Below are 12,569 nucleotides of genomic sequence, written 5' to 3' on the forward strand. Positions count from 1 at the left end.
GGTTAGCTGTTCACCCGGCCGAGGTAGTCGCTCGTGCGGGTGTCGACCTTGATCTTCTCACCGGTGGTGATGAAGAGCGGGACCTGGATCTGGTGGCCGGTCTCCAGGGTGGCGGGCTTGGTGCCACCGGTGGAGCGGTCGCCCTGGACACCCGGCTCGGTCTCCTGGATGGTCAGCTCGACGGCGGCGGGCAGCTCGACGAAGAGCACCTCGCCCTCGTGCTGCGCCACGGTGGCCGTGAAGCCCTCGATCAGGAAGTTGGCGGCATCGCCGACGGACTTGCGGTCGACCATCAGCTGGTCGTACGTGTCCATGTCCATGAAGACGAAGTACTCGCCGTCCATGTACGAGAACTGCATGTCGCGCTTGTCGATCGTGGCCGTCTCGACCTTGACGCCGGCGTTGAACGTCTTGTCGACGACCTTGCCGGAGAGCACGTTCTTCAGCTTGGTGCGCACGAAGGCCGGGCCCTTGCCGGGCTTGACGTGCTGGAACTCGACGACGGACCAGAGCTGGCCTCCGTCGAGCTTGAGCACCAGGCCGTTCTTGAGGTCGTTCGTGGAAGCCACGGTTGCGGAATCTCCTGGACTGACGTGGACGACCCCGGGGCACGCGCCCAGCTCATTGCTAGAGCGCGAGCAGTTCCTTGGTCGTGATGGTGAGTAGCTCGGGTCCGCCGTCCGCCTCGGGGCGCACGACGAGCGTGTCATCGATCCGGACACCGCCCCGGCCCGGGAGGTGGACCCCCGGTTCGACGGTGACCGGCACGCAAGCGTCCAGTTTACCCATGGACGCGGGGGCGAGCTGCGGGTCCTCGTCGATTTCGAGCCCCACACCGTGCCCGATCAGCGGAGGAAGGCCCTCCGTGTGGCCCGCGGAGTCGAGCACCTGGCGGGCCGCGCGGTCCACGTCGCGGTAGGCGGCGCCGGGCGCCAGCGCCTCGCGTCCGGCGCGCTGGGCGGCGAAGACGAGGTCGTACAGTTCGATCTGCCAGTCGGCGGGCGAGGTGCCGATCACGAACGTACGGCCGATCTCGCAGCGGTAGCCACGGTAGGTCGCGCCGAGGCAGACGGACAGGAAATCGCCCTCCTCGACCCGGCGGTCGGTGGGCCGGTGTGCGCGCCGCCCGGAGTTCGGACCGGTGCCGACGGAGGTCGCGAAGGCGGGGCCGTCGGCGCCGTGGTCGACGAGCCGGCGCTCCAGCTCGAGCGCCAGATGCCGCTCGGTGCGGCCGACGAGGATGGATTCGAGGAGCTCGCCCAGCGCCTGGTCGGCGATTTCGGCGCCGATCCGCAGACAGGAGATCTCCTCCTCGTCCTTGATCACCCGCAGCTGCTCGACCGCGCAGCCCAGGTCGGCGAGGCACAGTTGTGGCGCCACCGAGCCGATGGCCCGGTGCCGGGTCACGGTCAGGTGGTGTTCCTCGACCGCGAGTGATTCGGCGCCCTGGGTGGCGGCGACACCGGCGGCGGCGACGGCGGCGTCACCACCGGCGCGCGGCAGCACCTGTACCCGCAGCGCCTCGTCGGTACGCCCCTCATCGGCCTCACCGCTCGGCGGAGCACCGCAGAGCAGCAGGTCCTCACCCCTGCCCAGCAGGAGAACGGCACCACGCGGGGCGGCCCCCGCGAGATACCTCACGTTCGCCGGGCGCGTGACCAGCGCCGTCGCGCTCCCGCCCGCCGTACAGCGCTCCCGAAGCCGCTCGCGGCGCGCCGCGTACACCTCTGACATAAATCGAGCCTACGAGCGCCGACGCGATGTCGCCGTTCCAGCGGGGCCGGATGGGCGGCAGGGCGGAGGTACTACCGCTGAGGGTCGGGGGTCGGGGGCTCCGGCTGCGCCGCTGGGGGCACTGTCCCGGGGGGACAGCTACTGTCTCGGCAACACCTGCCGGCGGTCGACCCCGCCGAGCCGGATCCACCGCAGTGATACCGCGGCGAGCCAACGCCACCCCGCAGGACCACCGCCGGACCAGCCCCGCCCCCGGGCGTCCCCACGTCGCCGCGGCGCTGCCGGCGGAACCGCCGTTGCCGAGGCCGCGGGGCGCGCCCCCGGCGGGCTACCGCTGAAGCGATGTCGCCGTCACGTGACCAACGGCGCCCACGTGCTGCCCTCGCGGGGCTACCACTGCGGTGGGCTCGCGATGGAGCGGGCGAGGACGTCGTCCAGGACGCGTGCCGTGGACGGCACGTCGAGTTGGGAGTTGTCGATGATGGGCAGCCCGGAGCCGTACCAACCCGCCATCCGACCGTGGATGCGGGCGACTTCCTCGTCGGTGAGGCGGCGGTTTCCGGAGCGCTCGGCGTTGCGCTCCAGGACTATCTCCAGGCCCGGCAACAACACCACGGGCAGCAGCCCCGGCCCGACGTGCCGCTTCCAGCCGCCGAGGCCGACGACCGGGCGGTCCGGGAAGACCGCGTCGTCCAGGATGCAGGAGATCCCGTTGGCCAGGAAGTTCCGCGCGGCGAAGCCGCAGGTGCGGCGGGCCAGGCGGTACTGCGCCTCCGAATGGTCGTTCCACCCCGACTGCGGATCGGCGAAGCCCGAGCGCACCCATTCGCGTACGTCGTCGAGACTGATGTGGGCCGTCGGGACCCGACGGTGGTCCGCCCAGTACTTGGCGACGCTGGTCTTGCCCGCGCCCGCGGGGCCGATGAGCAGCACGGCGAGGGTGGTCGCCGTGGGGTCGGGGGCGCCCGTGGCAGGTGGTGCGCTCGGCATGCCGACCGGGGCGCCCGGGGGCAGCTGTACATGGCCCGTGGTGTCGGGCGCCGGCGGTGCGGGGGCGTGCTGCGGGGGCGCGGGATGCGGCAGGTGGGACGGCGGTGCCGGATGTCCTGGGGGCGGGCCCGCGAAACCGGGGGCAGGTGGGCTCGTGGGGGCCGGGCCGGGGTGTCCGCCCGGGTGCCCCGGGTGGTGCGCGGCCCCCGACCAGTCGGCGGCCGGTCCGTGCCCCGGCTGGTGGGGCGGCGGCAGCGGAGCCCCCACTGCGTGCTGCATCCGGTGCCACTCCGTCTCGTGTCTTTTGGCTCGTTCGCCTCCGGGACACCTCAGTCGGTTGTCGAGAGCCCGACCGTGCTCAGCCCTTCGGGCCTCCGCGCGCTCGCCCTCTCGACACCGACGCGTCCCTTCGGCTCACTCGCGGCAGGCGATGGACGCCGCCGAGCGGAGCCTCGGTCCCGCTCTCCCCCACAGCCTAAAGGGCGTGGGAGAAGCCCCTGCCGAACGGTACCTTCCCCGCCCGCCGTTGTGTGAACGGCCGGGAAAGGTGTGAAGTGCCCCTGGACGGAGGGCAAATCGGTCCAAGCGCGGGCTCGTTGGGAACTACCGCTCCTCGGAGGTCACTCCCCCACTTCGCCGTACGCGGCGAGGAGTACGGCCGGGTCGGGCCCCTCCAGGACGGTCGGCTTGGCCAGCCCGTCGAGGACGATGAAGCGCAGCAGATCGCCCCGGGACTTCTTGTCGACCTTCATGTTCTCCAGGAGCTTGGGCCACTGGTCGTAGCGGTAGCTCAGCGGGAGGCCGACGGACTCCAGGATCGTGCGGTGGCGGTCGGCGGTCGCGTCGTCCAACCGGCCCGCCAGGCGGCCGAGTTCGGCGGCGAAGTGCATACCGACGGCGACGGCCGCGCCGTGCCGCCACTTGTAGCGCTCGTTCTTCTCGATGGCGTGCGCGAGGGTGTGCCCGTAGTTGAGGATCTCGCGGAGCCCCGACTCCTTGAGGTCGCCGGAGACCACCTCGGCCTTCACCTTGATGGAGCGCTCGATGAGCTCGGCGGTGTGCGGGCCCGCGGGCGTACGTGCCGCCTCGGGGTCGGACTCGATGAGTTCCAGGATCACCGGGTCGGCGATGAAACCGGCCTTGATGATCTCCGCGAGCCCGGAGACGAAGTCGTTGACCGGCAGGGAGTCCAGTGCCGCCAGGTCGCAGAGCACGCCCGCGGGCGGGTAGAAGGAGCCGACGAGGTTCTTGCCCTCGGCGGTGTTGATGCCGGTCTTGCCGCCGACCGCCGCGTCCACCATGGCCAGCACGGTGGTCGGGATGGCGACCCAGCGCACCCCGCGCAGCCAGGTCGCCGCCACGAACCCGGCCAGGTCGGTGGTGGCGCCGCCGCCCACGCCGACGATGACGTCGGTGCGGGTGAAGCCGGACTGGCCCAGGGCCTTCCAGCAGTAGGCCGCGACCTCGGCGGTCTTGGCCTCCTCCGCGTTCGGTACCTGGATGGCGACGGCCTCGAAGCCCTGTCCGGCCAGGTCGGCACGGAGCGCCTCACCGGTCTCGGCGAGCGCTTCGGGGTGGATGATCGCGACACGCTTGGCCTTGTCGCCGATCAACCCGCCCAGTTCACCGAGGAGTTGACGGCCGACGAGGACCTCGTAGGGGTCGGTGCCCGCGGTGCCGCCGACCTGGATACGGGTCACTGCCTCGCTCATGCTTCCTTCAACTCCAGTGCGTCGAGGACGGCTTGGGCGACCTCTTCGGGGGTGCGGCCATCGGTGGGCACGGCCGCGCGGGCGACTTCGGTGTACAGGTGGCGGCGCGCCTCCATCAGCTCGCGCCACTGCCGGCGCGGGTTGACGGCGAGCAGCGGCCGGGCGGCGTTCAGCCCGGTGCGCTGGACCGCCTCCTCGACGTCCATCGAGAGGTAGACGACCCGGTGCCCGGCGAGCAGCGCGCGGGTGTCCTCATCGAGGATCGAACCGCCGCCGAGCGCCAGCACCCCGTCGTGTTCGGCGAGCGCCTTGTGCACGGCCCTCTTCTCGATGGCGCGGAAGACCGGCTCGCCCTCGTCGACGAAGATGTCGGCGACGGTGCGGCCCTGCTCGGCCACGATGTCGTCGTCCGTGTCGCGGTAGGCGCAGCCGAGCCGCTCGGCGACCAGCGCGCCCACAGTGGACTTGCCGACCCCCATCGGGCCGACGAGGACGACCAGCGGACCGCTCACCGTACGACCAGGTTGTCGAGGTAGGACTGCACGTTGCGGCGGGTCTCCGGAACGCTGTCGCCGCCGAACTTCTCGGCCACCGCGTCCGCCAGGACAAGGGCGACCATGGCCTCGGCGACGATTCCGGCGGCCGGGACCGCGCACACGTCGGAGCGCTGATGGTGCGCCTTGGCGGCCTCGCCGGTGGCCACGTCGATGGTGGCCAGCGCGCGCGGCACGGTCGCGATCGGCTTCATCGCGGCGCGCACGCGCAGCAGCTCGCCGGTGGTCAGACCGCCCTCGGTGCCGCCGGAGCGGCCGGAGGTGCGCCGGATGCCGTCCTCGGTGTGGACGATCTCGTCGTGCGCCTTGGAGCCGGGAACGCGGGCCAGCTCGAAGCCGTCGCCGACCTCGACGCCCTTGATCGCCTGGATGCCCATGAGCGCGGCGGCGAGCCGGGCGTCGAGGCGCCGGTCCCAGTGCACGTGCGAGCCGAGGCCCACCGGCACGCCGTACGCGAGCACTTCCACCACGCCGCCGAGTGTGTCGCCGTCCTTGTGGGCCTGGTCGATCTCCGCGACCATCGCCTTCGAGGTGCCGGCGTCGAGGCAGCGCACCGGGTCGGCGTCGAGCTTCTCGACGTCCGAGGGCTTGGGGTAGACGCCGTACGGGGCCTTCGTCGCGGCCAGCTCGACGACGTGCGAGACGATCTCGATCCCGGCCGTCTCCTTCAGGTACGAGCGGGCCACCGCGCCCAGCGCCACGCGGGCGGCGGTCTCCCGGGCGGAGGCGCGCTCCAGGATCGGCCGGGCCTCGTCGAAGCCGTACTTCTGCATGCCCGCGAGGTCGGCGTGGCCGGGCCGGGGCCGGGTCAGCGGGGCGTTACGGGCGACCTCGGCCAGCACCGACGGGTCGACCGGGTCGGCCGCCATGACCTGCTCCCACTTGGGCCACTCGGTGTTGCCGACCATGACGGCCACCGGGGAGCCGAGGGTGAGGCCGTGCCGGACGCCGCCGAGGAAGGTGACCTCGTCGCGCTCGAACTTCATCCGGGCACCGCGTCCATAGCCCAGGCGCCGCCGGGCGAGGTGGTCCGCCACCATCTCCGTGGTGATCGGCACGCCGGCGGGAAGGCCCTCCAGCGTCGCGACAAGTGCGGGTCCGTGGGACTCCCCCGCGGTCAGCCAGCGCAACCTGCTCAACGATGCTCCTCATGCTCGCGCCCTGGTACTGCTCCTGCGTACACGCGTCCTCGCGTACGGCGACGGCGCGACCGGGTGCGCGGCCCTGGCCCGCCACCTCCGATCCTCCCACGTCCGGGCTCATTGCCCCGCCGCGGGTCCATCAGGCGGACGGCGCCGGGCCCGGTCCGGCGCCTCTCAGCGGCTCGCGAGCGCCTGCTCGCCCGCCTTCCGCATGGCGCCGAGGGGCGCCGGGACACGCCCGGTCATCTGTTCAACCTGCAGCACCGCCTGGTGCACCAGCAGGTCGAGCCCGCTGACGACGGCCCCGCCGTACCCGGACCAGCGGGCCGCGAGGTCGGTGGGCCAGGGGTCGTACAGCACGTCGAAGAGGGTCGCGGGCCGCTCCGGGACCGCGGCGGCCAGGGCGTCCGTCGTGCCCGCAGGGGTCGTGGCGATGACGAGCGGGGCGCGCAGGGCTCGCTCGGCGTCCGCCCAGTCCGCCGTACGGACCGCCACGTCGAGCCGCTCGCCCCACTGCCGCATCTCGGCGGCGCGCTCGGCGCTGCGGACGTACGCGACGACCTCTCCGGTGCAGATCCGCGCGAGCGCGGCCAGCGCGGAGGAGGCGGTGGCGCCCGCGCCGAGGATCGCGGCGGAGTCCACCTGTTCGATCCCGCGCTCGCGCAGGGCGGCGACCATCCCGGGGATGTCGGTGTTGTCGCCGACCCGCCGGCCGTCGTCGGTGAACACGACCGTGTTGACCGCCTCGACGGAGGCCGCCGTCTCACTGACCGCGTCGAGCAGCGGGATGACGGCCCGCTTGAGCGGCATGGTCAGCGACAGGCCCGCCCACTCGGGACCGAGGTCCCCGAAGAAGCCCGGCAGCGCCTCCTCGTCGATCTCGAAACGGTCGTAGGACCAGTCGTCGAGTCCCAGCTCCCGGTACGCGGCCCGGTGCAGCACCGGGGAGAGGGAGTGGGCGATCGGGGAACCGAGCACCGCGGCCCGCCGGGCGTCAGTTGCCCGAGTTGGCATTGAACTTGTCCTTGAGCCTCTGGAATTCCGCATAGGTCTTGGCGAATTCGGTGTTGTTCTGACCGTCGGTCGCCACAAAGTAGATCCAGCCGTCGCTGGTCGGGTTCAACGTCGCGCTGAGCGCGTCGTCACCGGGGTTGCCGATCGGTCCGGGCGGCAGACCCCTGTGCGTGTACGTGTTGTACGGGTCCGGGTTGGTGTTGATCTCGGACTCACTGATGTGGATGTTGCTCTGGCCCTTCAGGTAATTGAAGGTCGAGTCGAACTGGAGCTTCTGGTTGGTCTCGGTGTTGGTGGACTTCAACCGGTTGTAGATGACCTCGGCCATCTTGCGGAAGTCGTCGTGCGTCTTACCCTCGGCCTGGACGAGGCTCGCGACCGTGACGACCTGCAACGGGTTGGCCAGGTTCAGTTCCTTGGCCTTGGCCGTGAGGTTCAGCTGGGCGTACTTCTGGCTGGCCTGCGTCACCATCTGCTTCAGGATCGCCTCGGGCTTCATTCCCTTGGCGGCGGGGTAGGTCGCCGGGTAGAGGAATCCTTCCAGCGGATCCCTTATATCCTTGTTGCTGTTCGCCCAGCTGGGAAGTCCGAGGCTCTTGTATTCCTTCTTGGCGATTTTACTGGTGGTGCCGTCCGGGAGATCGAGCTTCTTGTCGATCGCCTGGTACACAAGGACGTTGCGCTGCCCAGGGGCGACGACCACATTGTTCTGGCTCTTGGGGTCGAGCATCAGCTTGACCGCACTGGCAGCCGACATTCCCTTCTTCAGCACATAGGCGCCCGCCTGGATCTTCGTCCCGTCGGGGTTGTTCTGCTGTGCGGACACGAAGGCGTCGACGCTCTTGACGACGCCGGCCCCCTTCAGCACCCGCCCGATGACATAGCCGACCGCGCCCTGGGGGATCTCGACGGTCACCTGGCCGGTGCCGTCACCCGCGTAGTCCGGAGCCACGCCGAAACGATTTTGGTAGAACTGGTACCCGTAGTATCCGACGCCGGCGATGCCGCCGCCGAAGACCAGCACCACCACCAGGCAGGCGCAGCCGCTGCGGCGCTTCTTGCCCTTGCCGCCCCGGCCCTTCCGGTCGCCGCGGCCGGCCTTGGGGTCGTCGTCGTCGAAGTCGTCGTCATCGTCGTCGCCCGCGAAGAAGGCGTGTTCGCCCTGATCGGGACCCGGGTCCCAGTCGGTCTCCGGTTCGGGCTCGGCGCGGCGGCGGGCGGGCGGCTCCGGCGGCGGGTACGCGTCGGGCGTGCCGTAGTGGTCGGGCTGCTCAGCGGCGTACGCGGCGGCCTGGTTCCCGTACGGGTCGGTCGGGTCGACGGCGTAGGCGCCTTGGTGCTGCGTCCCGTTGTCCCAGCCGCCGTTGTGGTACTGCTGCTGGTCCTGGCCGGTGTACTGCTGCTGACCCTGATCGACGTACTGCTGCTGCTCCTGGCCGGTGTACTGCTGCGCGTACTGCTGCTGGCCCTGGCCGGGGAAGTGCTGCTGACCCTGGGCGTCGTACTGCTGGCCCTGGCCGGGGAAGTGCTGCTGACCCTGGGCGTCGTACTGCTGCTGGTCCTGGCCGTAGCCGCCCTGCTGACCGTTTCCCCATTCGCCGTACTGCGCCTGCTGATGCTGCTGTTGCGGCTGCTGCGGATAGTGCTGCGGCTGGCCGCCGTAGGGGGACTGGCCGTCGGCGGCCTGTCCTCCCCATCCGCCGTCCCCGTGCAACGGGTCCTCCGGATTCCACGGTTCGGAGCCTGCGCCCCGGCCATACTCAGTCATCGATCCCCTAGAGCCGCGAGGCGGGTGGCTGCTGTCGCTGGTGGCTCGGCTCCCGTCCGCCTCTTTGCTGTGCGGTGGCTGTTCGAACAGCACCACATCGCGCGGAACGTTACCGTATCGCGATCAGATGACCACTTCGACGCCCTCGCCCGGTGCGTTCCCTGACGCCCGTTCGGACTCCAGAGCCTGCTGCAGAATGATGACGGCGGCCGCCTGGTCGATGACGGACCTGCCCTTTTTGGACTTCACGCCCGACGCGCGTAGACCCTGACTGGCCGTCACTGTGGTCATCCTCTCATCGAGGAGGCGGACCCCGACGGGCGCGATCGCACGGGCCAGCTCCTGGGCGAAGGCGCGCACCTTCACGGCGGCCGGTCCCTCGCCCCCCTTGAGGGAGCGCGGGAGCCCGACAATGACCTCGATCGGCTCGTACTCCTCGACGAGTTGCTTCAACCGGCGCTGCGCGGCCGGGACATCACGTCCCGGCACGGTCTCGACCGGAGTCGCGAGGATCCCGTCGGGGTCGCACGAGGCGACCCCGATCCGGGCGTCCCCGACGTCGATCGCGAGCCGACGGCCGCGGCGCATGCCCCGGCCGTCCCCACTCTGCTGCGAGCCGTCCGCGCTCACTTGGCCGTCTCGGCGACGAGCCGCTCGACCGCGTCGACGGCCTCGCCGATGGCGGCCGGGTTCTGGCCGCCGCCCTGGGCGACGTCCGGCTTGCCGCCACCGCCGCCACCGAGGGTCTTGGCCGCCGTACGGACCAGGTCACCGGCCTTGAGGCCACGCTCGCGGGCGGCTTCGTTGGTGGCGATGACCGTGAGCGGCTTGCCGCCCGCCGTGGTGAACAGGGCCACCACGGCGGCCCGTCCGCCCTGGATGCGGCCGCGCACGTCGAGGACCAGCTTGCGCAGGTCGTCGGCGCTCGTGCCATCCGGGACCTGGCCTGTGACCAGAGCCACACCGTGGACGTCCTTGGCGGACTCGACGAGACCGGCGGCGGCCTGGAGGACCTTCTCCGCGCGGAACTTCTCGATCTCCTTCTCGGCGTCCTTCAGCTTGCCGAGCATGGCCGAGACCTTCTCGGGGAGCTCCTCGGGGCGGCCCTTGATCAGCTCCTGGAGCTGGGCGACGACCGTGTGCTCGCGGGCGAGGAAGTTGTAGGCGTCGACGCCGACCAGGGCCTCGATACGCCGTACGCCGGAGCCGATCGAGGACTCACCGAGCAGCTTGACCAGGCCGAGCTGGGAGGTGTTGTGCACATGCGTGCCGCCGCACAGCTCCTTGGAGAAGTCGCCGATGGTCACGACGCGGACGCGCTCGCCGTACTTCTCGCCGAACTCGGCGATGGCGCCCTGCTTCTTGGCCTCGTCGAGGCTCAGGATCTCGGCGTGCACATCCAGGTCGCGGGCGAGCACCTCGTTGATCTTCTGCTCGACGTCGGTCATGACGGCCGTCGGAACGGCCGACGGGGAACCGAAGTCGAAGCGGAAACGGCCGGGCTGGTTCTCGGAACCGGCCTGGGCGGCCGTCGGGCCGAGGGCGTCGCGCAGGGCCTGGTGGGTGAGGTGCGTGGCCGAGTGGGCACGGGCGATGGCGGTGCGGCGGCGGGAGTCGATGGTGGCCTGGGCCTGAGCACCGACGGTGACCTCGCCGACCTGGACGACGCCCTTGTGGACGTACACGCCCGGGACGGGCTTCTGGCAGTCGCGGATCTCGATGACGGCGCCCGTGTCGACCTTGATGCGGCCGGTGTCGCCGATCTGGCCGCCGCCCTCGGCGTAGAACGGGGTGCGGTCGAGGACGATCTCGACCTCGTCGCCCTCGGTGGCGGCGGGCGAGGAGACACCGTCGACCAGGATGCCGACGATCGTGGACTCGCCGTCGGTCCGGTCGTAGCCGATGAACTCGGTCTCACCGGCGGCGTCGGCGATCTGACGGTAGGCGCCGAGGTCGGCGTGGCCGGTCTTCTTGGCCCGGGCGTCGGCCTTGGCCTTGTCCCGCTGCTCCTTCATCAGACGACGGAAGCCGTCCTCGTCCACCGAAAGGCCCTGCTCGGCGGCCATTTCGAGGGTGAGGTCGATCGGGAAGCCCCAGGTGTCGTGGAGCAGGAAGGCCTTGTCGCCGGCGAGCATCCTGCCGCCGGACTCCTTGGTCTCCGTGATGGCCGTGTCGAGGATGTTCGTGCCGGCCTTCAGCGTCTTGAGGAAGGCGGCCTCCTCGGCGAGGGCCACGGTCTCAATGCGCTGCCGGTCGGTGACGAGCTCCGGGTACTGCTGGCCCATCATCTCGATCACGACGTCGATGAGGTCCTGGACGACCGGGCCGGTGGCGCCGAGCAGCCGCATGTTGCGGATGGCGCGGCGCATGATGCGGCGCAGCACGTAGCCGCGGCCCTCGTTGCCGGGGGTCACACCGTCGCCAATCATCATCACGGCCGTACGGATGTGGTCGGTGACCACGCGCAGGGAGACGTCCGAGTCGTGGGCGGCGCCGTAGTGGACGCCGGTCAGGTCGGTGGCCTTCTTGATCACGGCCATGGAGGTGTCGATCTCGTACATGTTCTGCACGCCCTGCAGAATCATGGCGAGGCGTTCCATGCCGAGGCCGGTGTCGATGTTCTTGCTGGGCAGCTCGCCGAGGATCTCGAAGTCCTCCTTCGAGGTGCCCTCGCCGCGCTCGTACTGCATGAAGACCAGGTTCCAGATCTCCACGTACCGCTCGTCGTTGACGGCCGGGCCGCCCTCGACGCCGAACTCGGGGCCGCGGTCGTAGTTGATCTCGGAACAGGGGCCGCAGGGGCCGGGGACGCCCATGGACCAGTAGTTGTCCTTCTTGCCGAGGCGCTGGATGCGCTCGGCCGGGACGCCGATCTTGTCGCGCCAGATGGCCTCGGCCTCGTCGTCCTCCAGGTAGACCGTAATCCACAGGCGCTCGGGGTCGAGCCCGTAACCACCCTTGTCCTGGGGCGTGGTGAGCAGCTCCCAGGCGTAGGTGATGGCGCCTTCCTTGAAGTAGTCGCCGAAGGAGAAGTTGCCGCACATCTGGAAGAACGTGCCGTGCCTGGTGGTCTTGCCGACCTCTTCGATGTCGGGCGTACGCACGCACTTCTGCACGCTGGTGGCGCGACTGAACTGCGGCTTCACCTCACCCAGGAAGTAGGGCTTGAAGGGCACCATGCCGGCGTTGACCAGGAGCAGAGTCGGGTCGTCCGCGATGAGCGACGCCGAAGGGACGACGGTGTGACCGCGCTCCTCGTAGAAGCTCAACCAGCGGCGGCGAATCTCGGCCGACTCCATCAGTGGTCCTCATTCCGGTTGTACGAGTACGTCGACCTCTCGACGTACGTCGGGTTCTTGCTGTGGTTCGGGGTGTTGCGGTTCTCGATCGCGGCGACGCGCCGGGGCGCGGGCAGTTGGGGGCGGCGATCGAGCCCGAGTGCCTCGTCCAGTTCGGCCTCCCGCTCGGCCATGCCGTCGCGGACGTCGAGCGCGAAGTCCTTGAGCCGGTGCCCGGCCTCGATCACCTTGTTCGCGGCCTGGGTCGCGAGGCTCTCGGGGGTCAGCTGCTTGAGCTTGCGGTTGACCTTGGTGGTGGCCCACACACCCGCGGCTGCGCCGGCGGTGAACCAGAACGTACGGCGGAACATCGCTGC

Annotated in this window: 11 protein-coding genes; all 11 read right to left on the reverse strand. The window is 70.5% G+C overall.

Annotation, left to right across the window (positions count from 1 at the left end; all coding sequences use genetic code 11):
• Positions 1-2: 2 nt before the first annotated feature.
• Positions 3-569 (reverse strand): elongation factor P, encoded by a 567-nt coding sequence (efp, locus tag OG747_RS07210; protein WP_391353433.1) that lies wholly within the window; start codon positions 567-569, stop codon positions 3-5.
• A 58-nt stretch (positions 570-627) separates the two neighbouring features.
• Positions 628-1,734 carry a M24 family metallopeptidase gene (locus tag OG747_RS07215; RefSeq protein ID WP_405878455.1) on the reverse strand — a complete coding sequence of 369 codons (1,107 nt, stop codon included), beginning with the start codon at positions 1,732-1,734 and terminating at the stop codon, positions 628-630.
• 390 nt (positions 1,735-2,124) lie between these two features.
• Entirely contained in the window at positions 2,125-3,003 is an 879-nt protein-coding gene (locus OG747_RS07220; protein WP_405878456.1) for a Pro-rich N-terminal domain-containing protein, read from the reverse strand.
• Positions 3,004-3,344: 341 nt separating this feature from the next.
• Positions 3,345-4,436 (reverse strand): 3-dehydroquinate synthase, encoded by a 1,092-nt coding sequence (gene aroB, locus OG747_RS07225; RefSeq protein ID WP_405878457.1) that lies wholly within the window; start codon positions 4,434-4,436, stop codon positions 3,345-3,347.
• Positions 4,433-4,915: a shikimate kinase gene (locus OG747_RS07230; protein ID WP_405885465.1), complete on the reverse strand. Its 483-nt coding sequence runs from the start codon at positions 4,913-4,915 to the stop codon at positions 4,433-4,435. The genes aroB and OG747_RS07230 overlap by 4 nt, the downstream gene beginning before the upstream one ends.
• Before the next feature lie 29 nt (positions 4,916-4,944).
• Positions 4,945-6,129 carry a chorismate synthase gene (gene aroC / locus OG747_RS07235; RefSeq protein WP_405878458.1) on the reverse strand — a complete coding sequence of 395 codons (1,185 nt, stop codon included), beginning with the start codon at positions 6,127-6,129 and terminating at the stop codon, positions 4,945-4,947.
• Positions 6,130-6,306: 177 nt separating this feature from the next.
• Positions 6,307-7,146 (reverse strand): shikimate dehydrogenase, encoded by an 840-nt coding sequence (locus tag OG747_RS07240; RefSeq protein ID WP_405878459.1) that lies wholly within the window; start codon positions 7,144-7,146, stop codon positions 6,307-6,309.
• Positions 7,127-8,914 (reverse strand): endolytic transglycosylase MltG, encoded by a 1,788-nt coding sequence (gene mltG, locus OG747_RS07245; RefSeq protein ID WP_405878460.1) that lies wholly within the window; start codon positions 8,912-8,914, stop codon positions 7,127-7,129. Before mltG ends, OG747_RS07240 begins: the two co-directional genes overlap by 20 nt.
• 123 nt (positions 8,915-9,037) lie before the next feature.
• The gene (ruvX, locus tag OG747_RS07250) at positions 9,038-9,502 is read right to left on the reverse strand and encodes a Holliday junction resolvase RuvX (RefSeq protein ID WP_405885466.1); all 465 of its coding nucleotides are present in this window, start codon (positions 9,500-9,502) and stop codon (positions 9,038-9,040) included.
• A gap of 38 nt (positions 9,503-9,540) precedes the next feature.
• The gene (alaS, locus tag OG747_RS07255) at positions 9,541-12,213 is read right to left on the reverse strand and encodes an alanine--tRNA ligase (RefSeq protein WP_405878461.1); all 2,673 of its coding nucleotides are present in this window, start codon (positions 12,211-12,213) and stop codon (positions 9,541-9,543) included.
• Complete coding sequence (locus OG747_RS07260; protein WP_405878462.1) at positions 12,213-12,563, reverse strand: DUF6167 family protein; 351 nt, start codon at positions 12,561-12,563, stop codon at positions 12,213-12,215. The genes alaS and OG747_RS07260 overlap by 1 nt, the downstream gene beginning before the upstream one ends.
• Between the last annotated feature and the right edge of the window lie 6 nt (positions 12,564-12,569).

Source organism: Streptomyces sp. NBC_01384, from assembly GCF_045040035.1.
Taxonomy (GTDB): domain Bacteria; phylum Actinomycetota; class Actinomycetes; order Streptomycetales; family Streptomycetaceae; genus Streptomyces.